The sequence below is a fragment of the Aequorivita marina genome (assembly GCF_031631895.2).
Lineage (GTDB): Bacteria > Bacteroidota > Bacteroidia > Flavobacteriales > Flavobacteriaceae > Aequorivita > Aequorivita marina.
Genome location: NZ_JAVMBW020000015.1, coordinates 16,426 through 38,112 on the forward strand (window position 1 = coordinate 16,426; position 21,687 = coordinate 38,112).

A 21,687-nucleotide genomic window follows, 5' to 3' on the forward strand; every position below is an offset into this window, starting at 1 on the left:
AACGCTGGCCTTGATTATTGCTTTTTCGTGGCTGCTGTGCTTTAACCTTATAGGTTGCGGTTAACCCGTAGCACTCCTAAAGTAGAGTTCTCCTTAGGTGTCAATCTTTTGCTTAAAATATTCGTAAGTAGCAAGCTGTGACTGAACTTCTTCTTCTGAATTTTTGACGTATTTGTTTTGCTGCTCCGCATCTACAATCCGCGCTTTTACATTGTCTGCAAGTTCAATATTGATAAGGTCGCGAATGGTGTTTTTATGATCTGGATCTAATATTGGGGTAACCACTTCAATTCTATGGGTTAAGTTACGCGTCATCCAATCTGCAGAGCCAACGTATATTTTTTCGTCGCCACCGTTTCCGAAGAGATAAACCCTACCGTGTTCCAAAAAACGATCAACAATGCTAGTTATGTAAATGTTTTCGCTCTGGTCTTTAATTCCGGGGACTAAAGAGCACATGCCTCTAATCAATAAGCGCACTTCAACGCCTGCATTGCTGGCTTTATAGAGCTCCTTGATCATTCTTTTGTCCTGTAGGCTGTTCATTTTTAAGATAATCAGTCCTTTTTTACCTGCATTGGCAAGGGCAATTTCTCCTTCTACTAAGGCGGTAAATCGCTCTCTTGATGTAAAAGGAGAAACCAATAATTGTTTGGTTTTAGGCACAATCATATCGCGCTCTAAGACCATAAATACCTTTTTTAAATCTTTGGTTATCTTTTTGTGCGAGGTCATTAGTCCAAAATCTGTGTAGAGCTTGGCGGTATTCTCATTAAAATTTCCGGTGCCAATATAAGCGTAACGCTTTGTTTTTTTGGCTGCTTCACGTTCCAAATAAAGTATTTTGGAATGTACCTTTATATCGGGGTAGCTATAAATTACGCGTGCGCCATTTTTACGAAATATTGCGCCCCATTTTAGGTTGTTATGCTCGTCAAAACGGGCTTTTACTTCAATAAAAATAGTTACGTCTTTTCCGTTTTTAGCAGCAAGGGCAATGGCATCGTTTAAAGGAGATTCTGCCGCAGCCCTGTAAATAGTCATTTTTATTGTTTTTACCGACGGATCTATCGCTGCTTCTTGCATCAATTTTATTACAGGTTCAAAACTCTGATACGGGTAATGTAAAAGTTGGTCTTTTTGGTCAATAGCATCAAAAATCGATTTGCAGGTTTGCAATACGGGGTGGGGGAGCGGTGGTAATTCTGGGTTAGTTAGTTTTTTATCAGTAGGATTTGGAAATTTCATAAAATCCTTAAAGTTGTGATAGCGTCCGCCTAAAACCACATCGGTATGGTTTACATCCAGTGCTGTTTTTAGCGTTTCGCGAAACTGCTCTGGCATTTCAGCATCTATTAAAACGCGAGTAGCCTGACCTGTATCTCGTTTTGGAAGTGCCGCCTTAATTTTTTCCATTAAATTGCCCGAAAACTCATCTTCTATATACAATTCGGCATCTCTTGATATTTTAAACGAATAGAAAGCAGTTTCCATTTCTTCAGTGAACTCTTTCTGTAAATTATACTTTAAGATGTCGTCAATAAAAGTGATGTAAAAGGTCTTCTTATCTTCGGAAGGAAACACAAAAAAGCGAGGTTCAGAATCTGGGATTTCCACAAGTAAAAACTCAGATTTAGTAGTTTGTGCTGCCAGATACAGCCATTCATTCTTTACAAAAACGGAATGTTTTTCGGTATTGGAATGACGACTAACTTTGGTAATCTGCCTTAAAGACTCTTCGTAATACGCGCGGGCTAATTGCTGTTGTTTTTCTGAAAATAATTCGTACCCAATTAAATGGATACCTTCCGAAGCTAATTGGGGTTTTACTGAATCGTCAAAAATAGTTCCGAATTCATTTTGCTGAATATCTACCTGCTTCTTAATTTCTTTTAAAACCTTGTTGGGCTTGGAGATTAGTTTTTTCCGAAGCGGTTTTTTAAGATGTTTTATCTGCCGAATATCTGAAACGCGTACACGAAAAAATTCGTCTAAATTTGAAGAGAAAATCGCGAGAAACTTGATGCGTTCGTACAGTAGATTCCGCTCGTCTGAGGCTTCCTGTAAAACCCGATGATTAAACCGCAACCAAGAAAGATCGCGGTGATAATATTTGTTGTTGTAAAGTGATGCCATTTTTCTTCTGGAAATGTGGGGAATTATTAAAACTGCCCAGGATTTTTTCAAAGAAAACGATTTCCATTTAAAAGTTGCGTTGCCGAAACGTTAAGGTTTGCTATTGTTTCAAACATGAACAACTTAAACCTGCATGTAGAAGGATGAAGTTCAAAAAGACGATGGTGGTTTTTAAAACTCAAGAAAAGAGCCTTAAGCTTCAAATTCTAAATGAAGAATAAATGAATTTATTGACCGGGAAAATTAAAGGAAATCGTGCCCAGTTGTTTCGCTCTTGAGGCATCTGTATTAAATCGCGCTTGCTCTGCATATTCTAAAGCGGCATCAATCAAGCATTGGTTGGAAGTTGTAGATGCGTTTTTGTTGTAAGTGTTTTTTACCACCTTTCCTAAGTTATTCACTTCTACGTTTATAACCACTTTTCCAGATCCAAAACAAGTATAAACTGGGTTTGGCAGGTCAATATCTTGCCGGTTTACCAATCTATAGCTTATGGTAGTGTTTTGATTGCCGCCTTTTACTACAGCTTGTGCGTCTTTGTCGCTTTCACTATTAGAGAACTTTGATTCCTTTTTCTTTTCAGGCTTTTTGGTGGTTGCCGTTTCACTCGTGGTGTTTGCGTGCTTTGAGGCTTCCATAGCATCACTCATTTCCTGCAACTTTCCTTCGGTAGTTTCAGTAATTTCTCGGTTTTCGTTTTCAACGGAAGAAATATATTTTTCAGCTTCGTTATATGCCTTGTTCGTTTCTACTTTAGTTTTTTCTGGAGTAAGAGCGGCCAATTCCAAATCTTCGGGTAAAAGATCTTCCGGCGCTATAAGCACATCATAAACCTCTTCTTTGCTTTCTTCTTTTTGTTTGGAAAGCTTAATACTACAAAGAATTAGCACCAAACCTCCCGTTAGTAAAGAAGTTAAAAGAAAAGATTTATATGAATAACTAAAATTCATAGTTACAAGTACCGAAATTTTATACAAAATTCCACAAAACAGCTATAAAACATAGAGATATTAGATTAATTTTAACTACGTAATGAGGCTTCAAAGGTCTCAATATCAACTGCATTTGCCACTGAAAAGTCACCAATTTTAGTTCGTCTTAATGCCGAAAGATGAGCGCCGTTGTTTAGTGCTTTTCCAAAGTCGTTGGCTAGAGAGCGAATATAAGTTCCCTTGCTGCAAACCACTCTAAACTCAACTTTTGGGAGGTCTATTTTTGTTATTACAAATTCTGAAATAGTTACGGTTCTAAACGGAATCTCAACTTCTTCGCCTTTTCTAGCGTATTCATAAAGTCGTTTTCCCTCTTTCTTCAATGCTGAAAAAACTGGAGGTTGCTGCTGTATTTCGCCTGTAAATTGTTTGGTTGTCGTTAGTATTTCTTCTGAAGAAATTTCCGAAGTATCAAAAGTTTGGTCAATTTCTGTCTCCAGATCATAACTTGGGGTTGTGGCGCCAAGGGTAAAAGTGCCTGTATATTCCTTTTCCTGCGCCTGAAACGTTTCTATTTTTTTGGTGAATTTGCCACTACAAAGTATTAAGAGTCCGGTGGCCAAAGGATCTAGCGTGCCAGCATGACCCACTTTAATTTTTTTGATGTCAAAAGATTTTTTTAACAACCAGCGCACTTTATTTACCACCTGAAAGGAGGTCCACTCCAATGGCTTGTCAATTAGTATTACTTGGCCGTTTTTGTAATCTTCTACTTGTAGGGTCTTATTGTTCATTTTTGAGAATTTCAAGAAGCTGAAATTTAAGTTTTGGAAGGTCGTCTCTTACTGTCTTCAAGACCATTTCAGACATCAGTTTTTCGTAATCATGGATTAGCACATCTCTAAAGTCTGACATTTTCTTCCAGGGAACTTTTGGGTGTTTTAACTTAAAGTCGTCATCAATTCTTTTGGTTGCTTCTCCTATTACTTCAAAACATCGAATAACTGCAAATTCAGTTTTTTTATCATTAAAATTATCTTGATTAAATGTGCTGGTAGCAATAAATGCTTCCACATAATTTATATGCTCAAGTATATCCGAAATATGCCCCGTGTTAATCTTTCTCATAGATTGCACTTAAATCTTGCATAACATATGGTTTTATCCAGTCTTTGAGACCTTTTTTTGAGACCAAATCAATTTTACGCTTTAGTTTTTCTTCCAAGTCTTGTTTCATTCCTATTAAATCGAATAAAGAAATGTTTTTTTCAAAATCATAAAGCACATCAATATCGCTGTCATTGCTCATCTCGCCACGGGCATAGCTTCCAAAAACACAAATTTGTTTGGGCTTATAGGGTAAAAGCGTTTCAATAATTATTTTGTTAATATCTGGATTCATCGCCTTACAAAGATAGTAAAAAGAGGTGCAAGAACTATTTATGGTGCCTTCTATGCCTCTATTTAACTTGTATGTAGTGCTTTCTTAAACCACGGTGAGTTTCATAACAAAAAAGTGGATCAGTAAAATTGAAACCCCCGCGATTATACGGTAGTAACCAAAAATTTTAAATCCGTGCTTGCTCAAATAGGTAATAAAGGATTTTATAGCAATCAAGGCCACGAGAAAACCGACTACATTACCAATAATAAGGTAGTTTACTTGGTCTGAGGTAAGTTCAAACCCAGCTTGATAATAGTCGTAACTTTTCTTAACTGTTGCCCCCAACATCGTTGGTACGGCCAAAAAGAAAGAGAACTCTGCAGCGGTTTTTCTGGATAATTTTTGGGTCATACCACCTACAATACTCGCCCCACTTCTGGAGACTCCAGGTATCATGGCCAGACATTGAAAAAAGCCAATTTTAAGAGCAGTTAGGTATGATATATCGGTTTCTTCACCTTCGCCGTCGCCAAACCAATCGTCCACTTTTATTAAAATAAACCCACCGATTATTAATGAAATAGCTACGGTTAACGGGCTTTCTAAAAGGCTGTCTATAACGTCGTTCAACAACAAGCCTAAAAATACTGCGGGCAGAAAGGCGACAAAGAGTTTGTAATAAAAATCAATACTTTGGAAAAAGCGTTTAAAATAAAGAACTACCACAGAAAGAATAGTTCCCAATTGAATTACGATTGTAAAAAGCTTGGTGAAATCGTCTCCTGCTATTCCAAAAAAGGAAGATCCTATAATTAAATGTCCGGTTGAGGAAACGGGTAAAAACTCGGTAAGTCCTTCTATTATGGCCAGGACGACTGCTTGAAATGTATCCACTACTATTCTTCTTTATTCTTTGGGTTTAATAATATAGCGTAAACTTCAATGCCAAAACCTATCAGCACCAATGCTGGAGCCAGACGGATGCGACGCCAATTGTAAATTTCGGGATTAAAAACAGTAGGATCATCACTACCGCCACCAGCCATTAGTATAAAACCAAGGGCGATAAAAGCAATGCCAATAAGCATAAACTTGTAATTCTTTTTGTCAAAAATAAATTCTGATTTCAACTCTTCTTTTCGTTTTTTCTCTCCCATTTTTGAAAATGTTACAGGTTCAAATTTTAAAACTTACTTCCTGAAGGTTTTAAATTTCACCTTTACTTTAATAATATAGGTCGTCTGTGCGCAGGTTTAAAAATCGTTGGGTTGCAATAAATGTACTTATCCACGTAATGAGTATTCCCATTAAAAATATAAAAGCAAAAAGTACACCGAGCAGGATGGGGTCGTCCAACAATTGCAATTGCGGAAAACTATCGTTTAGGTAATAAAGCACCAGTCCCATTCCAATCATAGCTACTATTGCGCCAACAATACCAAAACGAATGCTCTTCCATACAAAGGGTTTTCGAATAAATCTTTTGGTGGCACCTACCATTTGCATGGTTTTTATGGTAAATCGTTTTGCGTAAATTGAAAGCCGGATGCTACTGTTTATCAGTAATACGGCAATAAATGTAAAGATTCCGCTAATTACCAAAATCCAAAAACTGATTCGTTTTACGTTCTCGGTAAGCTGGGCAATTAATGGTTTGTCGTAAATAACATCGTCTACAAACCCCTTATTTTTTAATTCGCTTGTAATGTCTTCCATTTTTTCAGGCGTAACATAATCGGCTAAAATATAGACGTCAATGCTATTTTGAAGTGGATTTTCGCCCAAGTATTCTATAAAATTTTCCCCCAAAGTTTCTTGATGCTCGTCTGCGGCTTCTTCTTTTGAAACAAATGTTGCACTTTTGGTATATTCGGCCAAAGCCAGGCTTTGTTTTAATTGGGTAATTTCAACTTCTTTCGCACTGTCTTTTAAAAAAACGGTTATTGCTATTTGCTCCTTAAAGTAATCGGCTACTTTTTTAGAGTTTAAAACCAACAGCCCCAGCAATCCCAATAGAAAAAGAACTAAGGAGATACTTATGACTACTGAGAAGTAGGACGAGATTAACCTGCGTTTTTGATATTTTTCAAAAGAAGAGCTCATAGGCTTTACTGAATTTGGCGGTAAAAATACAAGTAATTTTGCATCTTGTGTTACACAACGCCTAAAGTTTTAACTTTAGTGTTTCACAGATTGTTTTTAGTAAAATGAGGCTGTGTAGTTTGCCCCCTACTTACTTTGGAATTTATTACCGCATTTCGTACAATAGACGTAAATTTGCCATTAAATTCCGAAGCGCAAGCCTTGGACTACTTTTTTTTATCTGAAATTTATAGAATGAGTAAATACCACTTCAACCAAATAGAATCAAAATGGCAGCAATATTGGGCCAAAAACCAAACCTTTAAAGCTGCGGACAAGAGCGATAAACCAAAATATTACGTTTTAGATATGTTTCCCTATCCGTCAGGGGCAGGGCTGCACGTAGGGCATCCGCTGGGTTATATTGCCAGCGATGTCTATGCCAGGTTTAAACGTCATCAAGGTTTTAATGTTTTGCACCCAATGGGTTACGATTCTTTTGGCTTACCAGCAGAACAATACGCAATCCAAACAGGGCAACATCCAGCCGAAACTACAAAAGTGAATATTGAAGGAGGGGTTGACAAAGCCGGAACGGAGATAGAAGGTTACCGAAATCAATTGGACAAGATTGGTTTTTCTTTTGATTGGAGTAGGGAAGTTCGTACCTCAAACCCAGATTATTACAAATGGACGCAGTGGATATTTTTGCAACTTTTTGAAAGCTGGTACGATAAAGATCAAGATAAAGCGCGTTCTATTGAAGAGCTACTAACAATTTTTTCTTCGGAAGGGAACACTAAGGTTAATGCTGTTGCCGATAAAAATGTTGAAACCTTTTCTGCATTGGAGTGGAAGGATTTTTCAGAAATTAAAAAACAAGAAGTTCTATTAAAATATAGATTAACTTATTTGGCCGAAACCGAAGTAAACTGGTGCCCACAACTGGGTACCGTATTGGCCAATGACGAAATTGTAAATGGCGTTTCTGAACGTGGTGGCTATCCCGTTGTTCGTAAAAAAATGAAGCAGTGGAGCATGCGCATCACAGCCTATGCCCAGCGTTTGCTGGATGGGCTTGACGATATAGATTGGCCACAACCGCTTAAGGATTCGCAGGTTAATTGGATTGGAAGAAGTGAGGGAGCGACCGTTAATTTTAAAGTCCTCTCTTCGGGGGAGGATTTAGGTGGGGAAGTCCTCCCCCCAGCCCCCTCCCGAGGAGGGGGAGCAGGATATCGATTGTCGGGTAATTCTGCGATTATTGGAACCTTATTGAAGCGTGCTAAGGAAATGCGCAAAAATCCAACAAAGGCTGAGGCTAAGCTTTGGGAAGAACTTAGAGGTAAAAAACTTGGATACAAATTTAGAAGGCAGCAACCTATTGATAATTATATAGTTGATTTTGTATGTCTAGAAAAAAAATTGATAATTGAAGTTGATGGAAAAATTCATCAATATCAATTGGAAAAAGATGATGAGAGAGCGCTATTGTTAAGAGAGAAGAAGGGCTTTCGAGTTATCCGATTTAACAACCTTGAGGTTCTTAATAATCTTGAAACTGTTATATCGGAAATTGAAGCAATATTAAAAGTCCTCCCTTCGGGGGAGGATTTAGGTGGGGACTTTTCCCAGGTTGAATCAAATGAAAATTTAGAGAATCGTGAAGTTTCCTCTTCTGAGGCTTTTGGGACTATTCCCGTCTTCACCACCCGTCCAGATACCATCTTTGGGGTAAGTTTTATGGTTTTGGCGCCAGAACACGAATTGGTTTCAAAAATAACCACCGCAGCACAAAAAGAAGCGGTGGAAAACTACGTTGAGGCAACCGCAAAACGAAGTGAGCGTGAACGTATGGCCGATGTTAAAACCATTTCGGGGGTTTTTACAGGTGCCTATGCCGAACATCCATTTACTAAAGAACCACTGCCTATTTGGATTGGCGATTACGTTTTGGCGGGCTACGGAACCGGAGCTGTTATGAGTGTTCCTTGTGGCGATCAACGCGATTATGATTTTGCCAAACACTTTGATATTCCTATCCCGAATATTTTTAAAGATGTGGATATTTCAGAAGAAGCCTATTCCGGAAAGGAAAATACTATAATTACCAATAGCGATTTCTTGAATGATTTAAGCTATGCCGAAGCCACGGAAAAAATAATTACTGCCATGGAAGAAGAAGGGGTTGGCAAAGGAATGATAAACTACCGTTTGCGCGATGCCGTTTTTAGTCGTCAAAGGTATTGGGGCGAACCCTTCCCAATTTATTATAAAGATGGAATGCCGCAACCAGTCCCAACGGAATGTTTGCCGTTGCACCTTCCCGAAGTAGAAAAATACTTGCCAACCGAAACAGGAGAACCCCCATTGGGTCGCGCTACCAAATGGCATTGGGACGAGAAAAAGAGAAAGGTTGTCTCCGCTCCGCGCGAAGGGACGGGGGAGGATACTTATCCGCTAGAGCTAAACACCATGCCGGGATGGGCGGGAAGCAGTTGGTATTTCTTCCGTTATATGGAAGCTCAAAACCGCGATGAGGTTTTTGCTTCAAAGGAAGCACTAGATTATTGGAAAGATGTTGACCTATATATTGGCGGAAGCGAACACGCTACTGGGCATTTGCTATACAGCCGATTTTGGGTGAAGTTTATGCACGACCGCGGTTTGGTTCCTACTCAAGAGCCGTTTAAAAAGTTAATTAACCAAGGTATGATTTTGGGGGAGAGTGCGTTTGCTTATGGGTTTAGTGTAGGGATAAAAAATTTAAACCCAGACCTTCCTATTTTAAAACCTAAACGATATGTTATATCTAAAAAGACATATGAAGAAGCACAAATGGGAACCTATGATGAAAATGTTAAAAGTGTTTTTAAAAGCGAATTACAAAGACATCGCGACTGTGGCCAAATCCATGCAGAAATTGATGAAGAGTTAACGAATTTCGTGCCCTTTCATATAGATGTTAATTTAGTTAATACCTCAAATGAAATCATAAAAGATAAATTATTTAAAGATTCTCGATATTCAGATTTAGAATTTCTAAACGAAAGACCATATACCGTAAGTAGAGAAGTAGAAAAAATGTCGAAATCCAAATACAACGTGGTCAACCCCGATGATATTTGTGAGCAATACGGCGCCGATACGTTGCGATTGTACGAGATGTTCCTTGGGCCACTAGAACAGGCAAAACCCTGGAATATGGCCGGAATTACTGGAGTGCACGGTTTCCTTAAAAAACTTTGGAAATTATATCATTCTGGTCCTGATGATAGTTTTTACGTTACTGACTCCCCTTCTCGGGAGGGGCTGGGGGAGGACTTAAAAACCCTGCATAAAACCATTAAAAAAGTTCAGGAAGATATAGAGGCGTTTAGTTTTAATACTTCGGTTTCGTCTTTTATGATTGCGGTAAACGAGCTTTCGTCGCAAAAATGTAATTCAAGAGCAGTTTTGGAGCCTTTTGCAATCCTGATTTCTCCGTATGCTCCACATATTGCCGAAGAACTTTGGAGTAAATTAGGGCATTCAGAGAGTATTGCTGTGGCACCTTTCCCGAAATTTGAAGAAAAATATTTGGTAGAAAGTAGTAAGGAGTATCCAATTTCCTTTAATGGTAAAATGCGCTTTACAATGGAGCTGTCGCTAGAATTAAGTAAAGATGAAATAGAGGCTGCCGTAATGGCACATGAGAAGACAGCCCAGTATTTAGATGGGCGCACACCTAAAAAGGTGATTGTAGTGCCAGGAAAGATTGTGAATATCGTGGGTTAAAAATTTGCACGCTTTTTGCGATACTGTAATTGAAAACTTCGTGCTCTCTGTGTCTTTGTGATGATTAAAATTTTACCACAAAGACACAGAGAGCACAGAGCGAAAAACAAAATTTAAAAACAAAAACTATGTTTGGATATTATATAATAGCAGGACTCATTTTCTTGGTAAGTTGGTATGTTAGCAACAAGCTAAAGAGTAAGTTTAAGAAATACAGTAAAATCCATCTTCAAAATGGAATGAGCGGCAAGGAAATAGCCGAAAAAATGCTAGCCGATAACGGAATTTCTGACGTTAAGGTAATTTCGGTAGCGGGTCAATTGACAGATCATTACGACCCTACCAAGAAAACAGTAAACTTAAGTGAACCTGTTTATATGCAGCGCAATGCTGCAGCAGCAGCGGTTGCGGCTCATGAATGTGGTCACGCAATACAACACGCTAAAGCTTATAGTTGGTTAAAGTTGCGTTCTACCATTGTACCGGCGGTTAGTGTTTCCAGTAAGCTTTCAAATTTTGTAATTATGGCTGGGCTTATTCTGTATGCCACGGGAGTTGCTTTTGGAACCTGGATTTTCGGAATTGGTATTTTGCTATTTGCAGTAACAACTGCTTTTGCCTTTATCACCCTTCCAGTAGAGTTTGATGCAAGTAAACGCGCTTTGGTATGGTTGGAAAATAACAATATGCTTACCCCACAAGAACACGATGGTGCAAAAGACGCCTTAAAATGGGCGGCTAGAACCTATGTTGTTGCTGCCATTGGCTCATTGGCAACACTGCTATACTTTATCTCAATTTTCTTGGGTAGAGATTAAAAATAACAAATATTTCAATAAAAAAAGGCTTGCAAATGATGCAGGCCTTTTTTATTTTTCTCACGTCTCACTACCCAAGGTGTAAATTCTCAGGATTGTATCCTAAATAATCAACTTCTTCTTCTCTAAATATTACACCGTTTTCTTCCAACTCCTTTAAGATAGGTTCATAGACCTCTTTTGCAATTGGGCGCTGTACGCCAGGACTAGATATTTCGCCATTTAGAATTTTTACAGCTGCAATTCCAACGGGAAGTCCTACGGTTTTCGCCATAGCGGTGTAGGTTTGGTCTTCACCAATTAGAGCCATATGGCTATCGATTTGATGTTTTTTACCATCCAGTTCATAACCGAATTTATGGTACATCACAATCATATCTTTGTCTTCTGGCTTTAACGTCCACTTGTCTTCCAATATTTTTTGAAGTGCCATTGCTGGGGTAGCATTTTTAATACCTATGGTTTTTTCTTTGTTAAAAAGATCTAACTCTTCCAGTTTTTCCCACATCAAATCATCCTGATCAATTTTCAGTGCATATCGAAGCTTAAGCTCCACGCTATCGGTGGGTGAATAGGCTAAAAATAGGTTTACAAATTGGCGATAAGTCAAGTTTTCTGAATCTGGAATGGTGTAGGTGTCATCAGTCATTCCTAATTGTACGAACATATTCCACGCCTTACTAAAGCCTACACGTCTAATAGTACCTCGGTATAGGGTAAGAATGTCTTCAAATCCGTAAACCGATTGGTATTGTAGTGAGTTTCTGTTGGCTAAAACTTCAAACTTACCATAACCTTCTATATTGATAAATTCTGTTCTTCGGAAAAGTCTGTGATAAGGTATATATTTAAATTTTCCTTCCTGGATAAATTCCGCAGCGCCTCCTTGGCCAGCCAAAACCACATTACGTGGGTTCCATGTAAATTTATAATTCCAAAGGTTATCGTCACTTTCTGGAGCTACCAATCCACCGCAGAACGATTCAAAAAGTAGCATTTTTCCACCTTTTTCGCGTACGCTGTCTATAACTTTCATGGCGCTCATGTGATCTACACCGGGATCTAGGCCTATTTCGTTCATCATAACCAGTCCCTTGGCCTTAGCTTTTTCGTCTAGCGCTTGCATTTCATCGCTTACGTATGAGGCTGTAACCATGTTTTTTTCGTATTCAATACACTCTTTGGCTACTTCAATATGAAAACGGGCGGGTAACATAGAAATTACCAAATCGCTATTTTTCACCGCTTCTTTTCGTTGTTGATCGTTAAAAACATCAAGGATAATTGCTTTAGCATTTTTATGACCTTGAATCAGTTTTTCGGCAGATTCCAGTGCGAGGTCTCCAACGGTAATAAACAGTTGCTCTTCTTCGCTTTTGTTTAATAAATAGCGTATTAAACTTGTTGCTGATCTACCTGCGCCTATAATTAAAATATTTCTCATTGGGGGAGTTTATTATTAACTTTGAAGTTTAAATTTATTTGGCACGAATTTACTAATTCCAAAATTCAAAAATGAAGGATTTTAATAAAAATATGGTCGTAACGGCTTCATTTCTTATAGCTATTACTATTGCTTTGGGGGCTTTTGGGGCGCATGGTTTAAAGCGTATTGTTGATGCAGCAGCATTAGAAACATTTGAAACAGGGGTTCGCTATCAAATGTACCATTGTATTGCAATTTTAATTTTAGGACTGGCTTCTGCAGTTCCCGAAAAGATTAAAAAGCGCGTGTTTTGGCTTTTTATAGTCGGTATGCTTTTTTTCTCCGGTTCAATTTATTTATTGGCTTTGAATGCAGTGTTGCCATTTAATGCCGCTACAATCGGCTTTATTACTCCAATAGGAGGTTTGCTTTTTATTATTGGTTGGTTCTGGCTAGCATTCTCAATGCTTCCGTTAAAGAAGCGATAAATAAAATTTATATTTTCTTCAATCTCTCTAAGAATTGCTATTTTTGTAATCTACAAAATCTAAAAAAGGTATGGTCACTAAAAACCAAGCTACAAAATCGATTTCTGTTGATAAATACGGAATCAAAAATGCAAAAGTTAAGTATCAACTTTCTTCTGAAGAACTTCACGACGAAACATTACAAAAAGGACAAGGTAAAGAAGCCAGTACTGGCGCGCTAGTGATAAACACTGGAGAATTTACCGGGAGGTCTCCTAAAGACCGGTTCATTGTAAAAGATGACGTTACGCGCGATGAGGTTTGGTGGGGAGATATAAATATTCCATTCTCTCCAGAACGGTTTGACGCGTTGTATAACAAGGTCACTGATTATCTTTCTGAAAAAGAAATTTATGTACGAGACAGTTATGCTTGTGCAGATAAGGATTATAAACTCAATATCCGGGTGATTAATGAAACCCCGTGGTCTAATTTATTTGCCCACAACATGTTTCTTCGCCCTACGGCTGAGGAATTGGATTCATTTGATCCGGAATGGCTTATTGTAAATGCACCAGGATTTGTTGCAGACCCAGAGGTAGATGGTACGCGTCAACACAATTTCGCAATTCTTAACTTCACCCGAAAAATAGCCTTGATTGGTGGTACGGGGTATACGGGAGAGATTAAAAAAGGTGTCTTTTCGGCGCTTAACTTTATTATGCCGGTTAATAAAAATACCTTGCCAATGCACTGTTCATCAAATGTTGGTGACAATGGTGAAACAGCAATTTTCTTCGGACTTTCCGGAACGGGAAAAACTACACTTTCTGCAGATCCCAACCGTAAACTAATAGGTGATGATGAGCATGGCTGGACGCCAGATAATACAATCTTTAATTTTGAGGGTGGTTGTTATGCTAAGGTTATCAACCTATCGCAGGAAAACGAACCCGATATTTATAACGCTATAAAACCGGGTGCCCTTCTTGAAAATATAGGTATGGATGCCGAAGGACACGTAGATTTTGCCGATACTACTATTACGCAAAATACGCGAGTAAGTTACCCTATCTATCACATAAACAATATTCAACAACCATCTATTGGTAAAAACCCTAAGAATATTTTCTTTTTAACCGCCGATGCTTTTGGTGTATTGCCTCCTATTTCAAAGCTAACACCTGGTCAAGCCGCTTATCACTTTATTAGCGGATATACAGCTAAGGTGGCTGGTACTGAGGAAGGAATTAATGAGCCTACTCCAAGTTTTTCAGCCTGCTTCGGTGCACCGTTTATGCCGCTTCACCCTACAAGATATGCAGAAATGCTCAGCAAGAAAATGAAAGAGGCTGGTGTTAATGTATGGTTGATTAATACGGGTTGGACAGGTGGCCCTTACGGTATAGGAAGCCGCATGAAACTGAAATACACTCGTGCAATGATTGCTGCTACTTTAGAAGGGAAATTAAAGGATGTTGAGTTTGAAAGACATTCAATTTTCAATTTAATGATGCCTACTTCTTGTCCAAACGTACCCTCTGAAGTCTTAAACCCAAAAGATACTTGGGCTGATAAAGAGGCATACGACGTTCAGGCACATGAACTTTCCAATTCATTTAAGGAAAACTTCAAGAAGTTTGAGAGCTATGCAAATGACGAGATTCTTTCTGGGGCTCCTGCTGTGGAATAACCTCCGACTTACAGAGTTTTATATATTAAAAAAGGCTTGTCAATCTGACAAGCCTTTTTTAATTGCGATAATGTAAAAAAAAAACGAAAGCTATTTTTTGTTTACTTCTTTAATGTATTTTTCCAGAGCCATTGTCATAGATGGTGTTTCTGGGGTAGGTGCTTGTATATCTACACGAAGACCCATTTTGTTGGCCGCTTTTACCGTAGTGTTTCCAAATACGGCTATTCGAGTGTCTTTTTGGTCGAAATCAGGGAAGTTTTCAAATAAGGATTCAATCCCACTCGGGCTGAAAAATACCAGGATGTCGTAATACACATCACGTAAATCTGAAAGGTCACTGATTACGGTTCTGTAAAATGTAGCTTCTTTCCAATCTACTTTTAATTCGTTTAAAACCAATGGTACTTGAGGTTTTAACTTATCTGAAGTTGGAAGCAAGAATTTTTCACTCTTGTACTTTTTAATCAAAGGAGCCAATTCGGGGAAAGTTCTTTTCCCTACGTATATTTTTCTTTTTCTGTAAACCACATATTTTTGAAGATAATAGGCTACAGCTTCACTTAAACAGAAGTATTTCATGGAGTCAGGCACCTTAAAACGAAGTTCTTCGGCAATTCTGAAAAAATGATCTACAGAGTTTCTGCTGGTAAGTATAATGGCAGTATAATTGCTAAGATCAACCTTTTGGGTGCGAACCTCTTTTCCAGATACACCTTCAACATGAATAAAAGGACGAAAATCTACTTTCACCTTCTGTCTTTCGATTAAATCAAAATACGGCGAATTCTCAATTTTAGGCTCGGGTTGGGATACTAAAATAGTTTTCACTTTCATATAAATAGCTTGTTTTCTTTTTTAGATAATTAAACTTTAAAAAAGGCTTTTGTAAAGTATAATATAGGGCGCAATTTCAAGAGTGCAAAGATACAAAATAAAATAGAAGAAATTATCCATTATCAATTTCCGTTTTTTTTTATAACTGTAAAACAGCGTACTAGCGTTTAAGAGTATCATTATACTAGCAAAAATAACCAGTCTCAGGGCTGTAGGCGGGAATGCATAAAGGAAAAAGAGATTGCCTATAAAAAATAATATACCCAAAAAATTACGATAACTCAACTTTTGATATAGATATTTATTGATAAGTTCGTCTAAAGAAAATATGTTACCAATAATTTTCTCTAGTGAAAATTTTATTAAAACAAATACTATATAGCCGGTACAAATCTGTATAAACAACCAATCATTGTTTGCTGTTTCGGCTGGGTTATATGCCATAAAAAGTAGGTGTATAAATATGGAAACACAAATTACCTGACACGCAAAAAGCATCATGTTAAATGTATGGCCTAATTGGTCGTATTTAAAATATTGATTGTTGAAGGGTAATAATGAAAACTCGTGGAATCGTTTAGGATAAAAGTACTTCGCTAGGGCAAAAATAACAAAGCAGGCCACAAGTAAGTAGGTAGCCCAATCGTTAGATACAATAAGTCTTTGGTTAAAATCCACCTTTAATTTTTGCGGCAAAGGTACGGTAAATTTAATCTTTAGTTTGCTGCATCAATTAGATATTACTTCACATTTATTTGCTCAAAAAACGGTACATTTGCCATAAAATTGGAGTATGCTTAAGGCGCTGGTGGTGATACCCACTTATAATGAAATAGAAAATATAGAGCGATTGATTCGCACTATTTTTTCATTGCAGCGCGAATTTCATGTTTTAGTGGTAGATGATAACTCTCCCGATGGTACTGCCAAAGTGGTTGAAGCCAATTTTGAAAAATATCCAGACAAATTATTTATACTTAATCGAGCCGAAAAAAATGGCCTAGGAGCTGCGTATATTGCTGGCTTTAAATGGGCATTAGCAAACGACTATGATTATATTTTTGAAATGGATGCCGATTTTTCGCACAACCCCAATGATTTGGTCAGGTTGTTTAATGCCTGCTATAAAGATGGAAATGACCTTGCTATTGGCTCCAGATATGCAACGGGTGTAAACGTTGTAAATTGGCCAATGACCAGAGTTTTGTTGTCTTGGATGGCTTCTAAATATGTTCAATTTGTAATGCGGATGGATATTTATGACACTACTGCTGGCTTTATTTGCTATAAAAGAGCGGTCTTGGAAAAAATTAATCTTGACAACATTCGTTTTGTTGGTTATGCTTTTCAGATTGAAATGAAATTTAAAGCGTACCTGAGCAATTTCAAAATTAAAGAAGTGCCAGTAATTTTCACAGATCGCACCAAAGGAGCCTCTAAAATGAGTTCTGGTATTATTTCTGAAGCAATTTTTGGTGTAATTGGCATGAAGCTAAAAAGTGTGTTTAACCGAAAGAGGTTTAATAAAAAATCGTTCATAAAATAGAAAGCATAGGTTTTGCGAAAGAAAATCAAGCTTTGTTTTAAAAAATAAATTAATAGGTAGATGAAATCAGTTTTAATTAAGAATGCGAATATTGTAAACGAAGGAGAGATTAATAAAGGTGATGTCTTGGTTGAAAATGGGATGATTGCAGAAATTGCCAATAGCATTAGCATGAAGTCTGGTGACACCAAGATAATTGATGCCGATGGGTTTTACCTGCTTCCGGGAATGATTGATGACCAAGTTCATTTTCGCGAACCCGGCCTTACCCACAAAGCCACGATTGAAACAGAGTCTAAAGCTGCTGTGGCTGGTGGAATCACTACTTTTATTGAAATGCCAAACACTTTGCCCCAAGCTACAACAATTGATCTTTTGGAGGATAAGTTTGACATTGCTGCAAAAACATCTTGGGCCAACTATTCCTTTATGTTTGGCGGTACCAACGATAATTTAGAAGAGATTTTAAAAGTTGATCCGCAAAAAGTGGCGGGATTAAAACTGTTTTTGGGGTCTTCTACTGGTAATATGCTTGTTGATAATCCAAAAACCTTAGAAGAAATTTTTAGTAAAACCAACTTACTTATTTCTGCGCATTGTGAAGATGAGACTACCATAAAGGAAAATCTAGAAAAGTATAAACAAGAGTACGGAGCTGACATTCCCGTGGATAGTCATCCAAAAATTAGAAGTGAGGAAGCTTGTTATCTATCTTCGTCTCGCGCTGTAAAACTTGCTAAAAAAACTGGGGCAAGACTCCATGTATTCCATGTTTCTACCGCGAAGGAAACACAGCTTTTTAGCAATAAAAAACCGCTTTCTGAAAAAAAGATAACGGCTGAGGTTTGTATCCACCATTTGTGGTTTACAGACGAAGATTACAAGACAAAAGGCACAAAAATTAAGTGGAATCCGGCGGTAAAAACAAAAAAAGATAGAGATGGCTTGCTAAAAGCATTGCTGGACGATCGTATAGATGTTATTGCATCAGACCATGCCCCCCATACTTTAGAGGAGAAAAATAACAAATATTTGAGTGCCCCCTCTGGCGGGCCTTTGGTGCAGCACGCATTGGTTGCGTTACTAGAAATGCATCATAAAGGAAAAATTTCACTGGAAAAAATTGTTGAAAAAACGGCTCACAACCCTGCAACCCTCTTTCAGATAAAAGAGCGTGGTTTTATTCGTGAAGGATATAAAGCCGATTTGGTACTGGTAGATTTAAACTCACCCTGGACTGTTAAAAAGGAGAATATTCTATATAAATGTGGTTGGTCTCCTTTTGAAGGAACTACTTTTAAGTCGCGCATTACCCATACTTTAGTAAACGGAGTAGTGGTATATGAAAACGCAAAATTCCCAAACAAAGGCAATTCAGAAAGATTAACTTTTGATAGAAAATGAAACAGCTGCTAATACTACTTATATTGACCTTAGGTTTTTTTGGGTGTCAAGATGTTAAACAGCCAGAAAAACCAAAAAACCTTATTGCTAAGGATAAAATGGTCGATATCCTAACTGAGACCTATTTAACAAACGCTGCCAGAAGTGTAGATAATAAAACTATGCTGAACACTGGCTTAAAAATGGATTCCCTAATTTATAAAAATTTTGGGGTAGATAGTCTCCAGTTTGCAAAAAGCAATGCGTTTTATGCTAACGATATTAATACGTACATGAATATCTTTCTAGAGGTGGAATCTCGCCTAGACTCAATGCGAGTAGAAATGGATAGTATTTGGGAACGTCGCAGACTTAAAAACGACAGTGTTAATGATGTCAAGAAAAAAAGAGAACGAATTGATGTCAACTAATTACACTGCGGTTTCAATGTGATATATATTGAACCCCAATTCAGTCTAAATATTTATAGTTTTATTTGTAGAAAAGCTTATCCGCCTATTTAGAGCTAATAACGAGTTTGATTTTTTTAAATTCAGGTAATCAAAACATAAAGCATCCAATCTAGGGCTTATTTAAAAGCAGCCTCGGAGTTAACCCGATGCCTTTCCACTTTCTTTCGCCACTCTTTCCAAACTCTGCCTTGTTGGCGTAAATTCAAAATTTAAATGTTCTTTTACTTTTGAGCTGTCATAAAGGGACGTCGTAAACATGGAGCGCACAGTGGCTTTTACCAATCTGCGCCTTACCCCAAAAAGCTTGTTTAGCAACCAATCTATTTTGCTTAAGAAAAGCATAAATCCCTTGGAAAGTTTTTTGGTAGGGGGCTTTTTACCAAATAAGGGAGCCAATATGGAGAGCATCTTTTTGTACGATATGTTTTCGCTAACCAAAATAAACCGCTCGTTCTTTATATCAGAATCCATTAATAATAGCATTGCTTTAACAACATCTCGAACATCTACAATCCCCATAGAACCACTAGGATAAAAGGGAATTCCACTTGAGCCTAAAGGTACTATAATTGCACTTCCATCTTCACTTGGCGAGGACCCTAGAATAACTCCTGGATTTACAATAACAGCGTTTAGGCCTTCCTGGGTTCCGCGCCAAACCTCCATCTCGGCTCCGTACTTTGTAATGCCGTACACACTGTTTTTTTCATCGGGGTTCCACGGGGTTTCTTCGGTAATTAATTGATTGCCTAAAGCTTTTCCTAAGGTGGAAACCGAGCTTACATAGCAAAGTTTCTCCACCTTGTTGGCAAGACAAAGATTGACGATATTGGCAGTGCCTTCAACATTTACTTTTTTTAAAAGGTTGTATTTTGAAGGATTAAAGTTGATAATTGCTGCACAGTGGTAAACCTTTGTAACGTCTTTAAAAGCCTTATTTAGCGCCGGAATATCATTAATGTCTGCTTCCACCCATTCAATTTTATTAAAAAGGACATCAGCATCATCGCTGTAAAGCGCAAAAATTTTTCGTACCGATTCAATATCGCTATCTCGTCTATGAGTGGCGCGTACCTTTGCGTCTTCCTTTACAAGAAAATACAGCAAATCTGAGCCTACCATTCCCGTTCCGCCTGTAACTAAAATCATATAGCGAAAATACTGAAAAGGAAATCGATTGCGATAGCTATCTGGTTGAAAAGTATAATACCCAGAATGTACTTTTATTTAGATGCTGAAAATTCGCACTAATTTTAGTTGCGAAACTTGCTTACAGTAGCTTGAAACTTAAAATGAGAAGCGTATCTTTGCAGCCTTAAATTCCGCAATTAGTCGGTTGGAAAAAACATTAAAAAAATGAAGCTAAAAAATTTCGTTGAAGAACTACAATGGCGAGGCATGGTACACGACCTAATGCCCGAAACTGAAGCACACCTTATGGAGAAAATGCGATCTGCTTACGTGGGTTTTGACCCTACAGCAGATTCCTTACACATTGGTAATCTGGTGCCCATTATGCTTTTGTCTTTTTATCAGCGCTGTGGTCATAAACCCGTTGCTTTGGTTGGGGGCGCCACTGGAATGATTGGCGATCCTTCAATGAAAAATAGCGAACGTAACTTGCTGGATGAAGCCACCCTGAAAAAAAACCAAGAAGGAGTCCGCAATCAGCTTTCTCAATTTCTCGATTTTTCTGAAGACATTGAAAATTCAGCGGTATTGGTAAATAATTACGACTGGATGAAGGAGTTTTCTTTTCTAGACTTTATTAGAAACGTAGGAAAACACATGACGGTTAACTATATGATGGCTAAAGATTCTGTAAAAACTAGATTGAGTGGCGAAAGTGCCGACGGTCTTTCTTTTACTGAATTCACCTACCAGTTAATTCAAGGATACGACTTTGTTCACCTGTATAGAAATTTGGATTGCACTTTGCAGATGGGCGGAAGCGATCAGTGGGGAAATATAACCACCGGAACTGAATTAATTAGACGAATGGATGCGGGAAAAGGCTTTGCTCTAACCTGTCCGCTTATCACAAAAAGTGACGGCAGTAAATTTGGAAAAAGTGAAGGCGGAAATATCTGGTTGGATGCCAATCGGACTTCCCCTTACAAATTTTACCAATACTGGTTAAATAGTGCCGATGAGGACGCAGAAAAATACATTAAAATCTTTACGTTCCTTGACAAAGAAACCATTGATGGTTTGATTGCTGCACACAAAGAAGCACCACACGCACGCTTGCTACAAAAAAGATTGGCGCAGGAAGTGACCACAACGGTTCACAGTGCCGAAGAATACGAAAAGGCGGTAAAAGCTTCAGAAATATTATTTGGGAAATCTACTTCGGAAGATTTAAAATCTTTAGATGAAAAAACCTTTCTCGATGTATTTGATGGTGTGCCCCAGGCTGAAATTTCGAAAGAAGAATTAGACAACGGAATTGACATTATAGCGGCCCTAGCCGAAAAAACTGGTTTCTTAAAATCTAATAGTGAAGCACGACGCGCGCTAAAGGAAAATTCTATTTCGGTAAATAAAGAAAAAGTCACCGATAGCTTTAACGTGTCTAAGGCAGATTTAATTAACAATCAATTTGTGCTTTTACAACGCGGTAAGAAAAATTACTTTATTATAAAGGCAGTATAACCTTAGAAGCGTAAAGTTTTAAACGAATACGATTTCGGCTACTTTATTACTGGCAAAAATCTATTCAAATTTTACATA

20 protein-coding genes are annotated in these 21,687 nt (G+C 37.9%); 8 read left to right on the plus strand and 12 right to left on the minus strand.

Translation table 11 applies throughout. The features are described from left to right. Window positions 1–93 precede the first annotated feature (93 nt). From ppk1 to QPK98_RS13890, 8 genes are all read right to left on the minus strand, one after another. Entirely contained in the window at window positions 94–2,136 is a 2,043-nt protein-coding gene (ppk1, locus tag QPK98_RS13855; RefSeq protein WP_310994062.1) for a polyphosphate kinase 1, read from the minus strand. Window positions 2,137–2,363: 227 nt separating this feature from the next. After that, window positions 2,364–3,086 (minus strand): hypothetical protein, encoded by a 723-nt coding sequence (locus tag QPK98_RS13860; protein ID WP_310994063.1) that lies wholly within the window; start codon window positions 3,084–3,086, stop codon window positions 2,364–2,366. A gap of 71 nt (window positions 3,087–3,157) precedes the next feature. Beyond that, on the minus strand, window positions 3,158–3,862 hold the full coding sequence (gene truB / locus QPK98_RS13865) for a tRNA pseudouridine(55) synthase TruB (RefSeq protein ID WP_310994064.1): 705 nt from the start codon (window positions 3,860–3,862) through the stop codon (window positions 3,158–3,160). After that, window positions 3,852–4,196 carry a HepT-like ribonuclease domain-containing protein gene (locus tag QPK98_RS13870; protein ID WP_310994065.1) on the minus strand — a complete coding sequence of 115 codons (345 nt, stop codon included), beginning with the start codon at window positions 4,194–4,196 and terminating at the stop codon, window positions 3,852–3,854. Before QPK98_RS13870 ends, truB begins: the two co-directional genes overlap by 11 nt. Further along, a complete protein-coding gene (locus QPK98_RS13875; protein ID WP_310994066.1) occupies window positions 4,183–4,470 on the minus strand; it encodes a nucleotidyltransferase family protein in 288 nt (95 codons plus the stop codon). The genes QPK98_RS13870 and QPK98_RS13875 overlap by 14 nt, the downstream gene beginning before the upstream one ends. 84 nt (window positions 4,471–4,554) lie before the next feature. Beyond that, window positions 4,555–5,346: an undecaprenyl-diphosphate phosphatase gene (locus QPK98_RS13880; protein ID WP_310994067.1), complete on the minus strand. Its 792-nt coding sequence runs from the start codon at window positions 5,344–5,346 to the stop codon at window positions 4,555–4,557. Window positions 5,347–5,348: 2 nt separating this feature from the next. Further along, window positions 5,349–5,609, minus strand: a complete 261-nt coding sequence (locus tag QPK98_RS13885; RefSeq protein WP_310994068.1) for a DUF3098 domain-containing protein — start codon at window positions 5,607–5,609, stop codon at window positions 5,349–5,351. Window positions 5,610–5,676: 67 nt separating this feature from the next. Beyond that, entirely contained in the window at window positions 5,677–6,555 is an 879-nt protein-coding gene (locus QPK98_RS13890) for a cell division protein FtsX (RefSeq protein ID WP_310994069.1), read from the minus strand. A gap of 234 nt (window positions 6,556–6,789) precedes the next feature. Here QPK98_RS13890 and QPK98_RS13895 point away from each other — a divergent pair, with 234 nt between their 5' ends. Further along, window positions 6,790–10,311: a leucine--tRNA ligase gene (locus tag QPK98_RS13895; RefSeq protein WP_310994070.1), complete on the plus strand. Its 3,522-nt coding sequence runs from the start codon at window positions 6,790–6,792 to the stop codon at window positions 10,309–10,311. 128 nt (window positions 10,312–10,439) lie between these two features. After that, window positions 10,440–11,129: a zinc metallopeptidase gene (locus tag QPK98_RS13900; RefSeq protein ID WP_310994071.1), complete on the plus strand. Its 690-nt coding sequence runs from the start codon at window positions 10,440–10,442 to the stop codon at window positions 11,127–11,129. 70 nt (window positions 11,130–11,199) lie between these two features. On the opposite strand, the gene QPK98_RS13905 is transcribed toward QPK98_RS13900, so the two are convergent. Beyond that, window positions 11,200–12,573, minus strand: coding sequence for a saccharopine dehydrogenase family protein (locus QPK98_RS13905; protein ID WP_310994072.1), 1,374 nt, complete (start codon window positions 12,571–12,573; stop codon window positions 11,200–11,202). A gap of 71 nt (window positions 12,574–12,644) precedes the next feature. Between QPK98_RS13905 and QPK98_RS13910 the strand changes: the two genes are divergently transcribed. Together QPK98_RS13910 and pckA are read left to right on the plus strand one after the other, a co-directional pair. After that, a complete protein-coding gene (locus tag QPK98_RS13910; protein WP_310994073.1) occupies window positions 12,645–13,043 on the plus strand; it encodes a DUF423 domain-containing protein in 399 nt (132 codons plus the stop codon). 70 nt (window positions 13,044–13,113) lie between these two features. Beyond that, complete coding sequence (pckA, locus tag QPK98_RS13915; protein WP_310994074.1) at window positions 13,114–14,715, plus strand: phosphoenolpyruvate carboxykinase (ATP); 1,602 nt, start codon at window positions 13,114–13,116, stop codon at window positions 14,713–14,715. Between the two features lie 90 nt (window positions 14,716–14,805). On the opposite strand, the gene QPK98_RS13920 is transcribed toward pckA, so the two are convergent. Both QPK98_RS13920 and QPK98_RS15695 read right to left on the minus strand, forming a co-directional pair. Then, entirely contained in the window at window positions 14,806–15,552 is a 747-nt protein-coding gene (locus QPK98_RS13920; protein WP_310994075.1) for a uroporphyrinogen-III synthase, read from the minus strand. A gap of 36 nt (window positions 15,553–15,588) precedes the next feature. Further along, window positions 15,589–16,230: a DUF4271 domain-containing protein gene (locus QPK98_RS15695; RefSeq protein ID WP_353963177.1), complete on the minus strand. Its 642-nt coding sequence runs from the start codon at window positions 16,228–16,230 to the stop codon at window positions 15,589–15,591. Between the two features lie 115 nt (window positions 16,231–16,345). Between QPK98_RS15695 and QPK98_RS13925 the strand changes: the two genes are divergently transcribed. The 3 genes from QPK98_RS13925 to QPK98_RS13935 are packed head-to-tail and all read left to right on the plus strand — an operon-like array spanning window position 16,346 to window position 18,912. After that, window positions 16,346–17,098, plus strand: coding sequence for a polyprenol monophosphomannose synthase (locus QPK98_RS13925; RefSeq protein ID WP_310994076.1), 753 nt, complete (start codon window positions 16,346–16,348; stop codon window positions 17,096–17,098). 60 nt (window positions 17,099–17,158) lie between these two features. Next, on the plus strand, window positions 17,159–18,502 hold the full coding sequence (locus QPK98_RS13930) for a dihydroorotase (protein WP_310994077.1): 1,344 nt from the start codon (window positions 17,159–17,161) through the stop codon (window positions 18,500–18,502). Beyond that, window positions 18,499–18,912, plus strand: coding sequence for a DUF4296 domain-containing protein (locus tag QPK98_RS13935; protein WP_310994078.1), 414 nt, complete (start codon window positions 18,499–18,501; stop codon window positions 18,910–18,912). The genes QPK98_RS13930 and QPK98_RS13935 overlap by 4 nt, the downstream gene beginning before the upstream one ends. A gap of 180 nt (window positions 18,913–19,092) precedes the next feature. Here QPK98_RS13935 and QPK98_RS13940 read toward each other — a convergent pair whose 3' ends face one another. After that, the gene (locus tag QPK98_RS13940; protein WP_310994079.1) at window positions 19,093–20,103 is read right to left on the minus strand and encodes an NAD-dependent epimerase/dehydratase family protein; all 1,011 of its coding nucleotides are present in this window, start codon (window positions 20,101–20,103) and stop codon (window positions 19,093–19,095) included. 207 nt (window positions 20,104–20,310) lie between these two features. Here QPK98_RS13940 and tyrS point away from each other — a divergent pair, with 207 nt between their 5' ends. Continuing rightward, a complete protein-coding gene (gene tyrS, locus QPK98_RS13945; RefSeq protein ID WP_310994080.1) occupies window positions 20,311–21,609 on the plus strand; it encodes a tyrosine--tRNA ligase in 1,299 nt (432 codons plus the stop codon). The last annotated feature ends 78 nt before the right edge of the window (window positions 21,610–21,687 follow it).